This window comes from Rhizobium sp. Rhizsp42, assembly GCF_047304155.1.
GTDB lineage: Bacteria > Pseudomonadota > Alphaproteobacteria > Rhizobiales > Rhizobiaceae > Rhizobium.
The window spans coordinates 1-205 of sequence record NZ_JBGLYS010000228.1 but is presented as its reverse complement, the minus strand read 5'-3'; the positions used below and the strand labels follow the sequence as shown (position 1 = coordinate 205).

The window sequence follows — 205 nt, the reverse complement described above, 5'->3', positions numbered from 1 at the left end:
TGGCGCGAGTGACGGGGCTCGAACCCGCGACCTCCGGCGTGACAGGCCGGCACTCTAACCGACTGAGCTACACCCGCGCATTTTTCAGACTGCGTCGTTCCGGATCGTGCTTTTCAGCACATACATGAAATGGCGCGAGTGACGGGGCTCGAACCCGCGACCTCCGGCGTGACAGGCCGGCACTCTAACCGACTGAGCTACACCC

The 205-nt window shown here is 63.4% G+C and carries 1 tRNA gene; it reads right to left on the bottom strand.

Going from position 1 to position 205, the window contains the following annotated elements:
• Nucleotides 1–77 (bottom strand) — tRNA-Asp (locus ACCD05_RS32180).
• Nucleotides 78–205 lie beyond the last annotated feature (128 nt).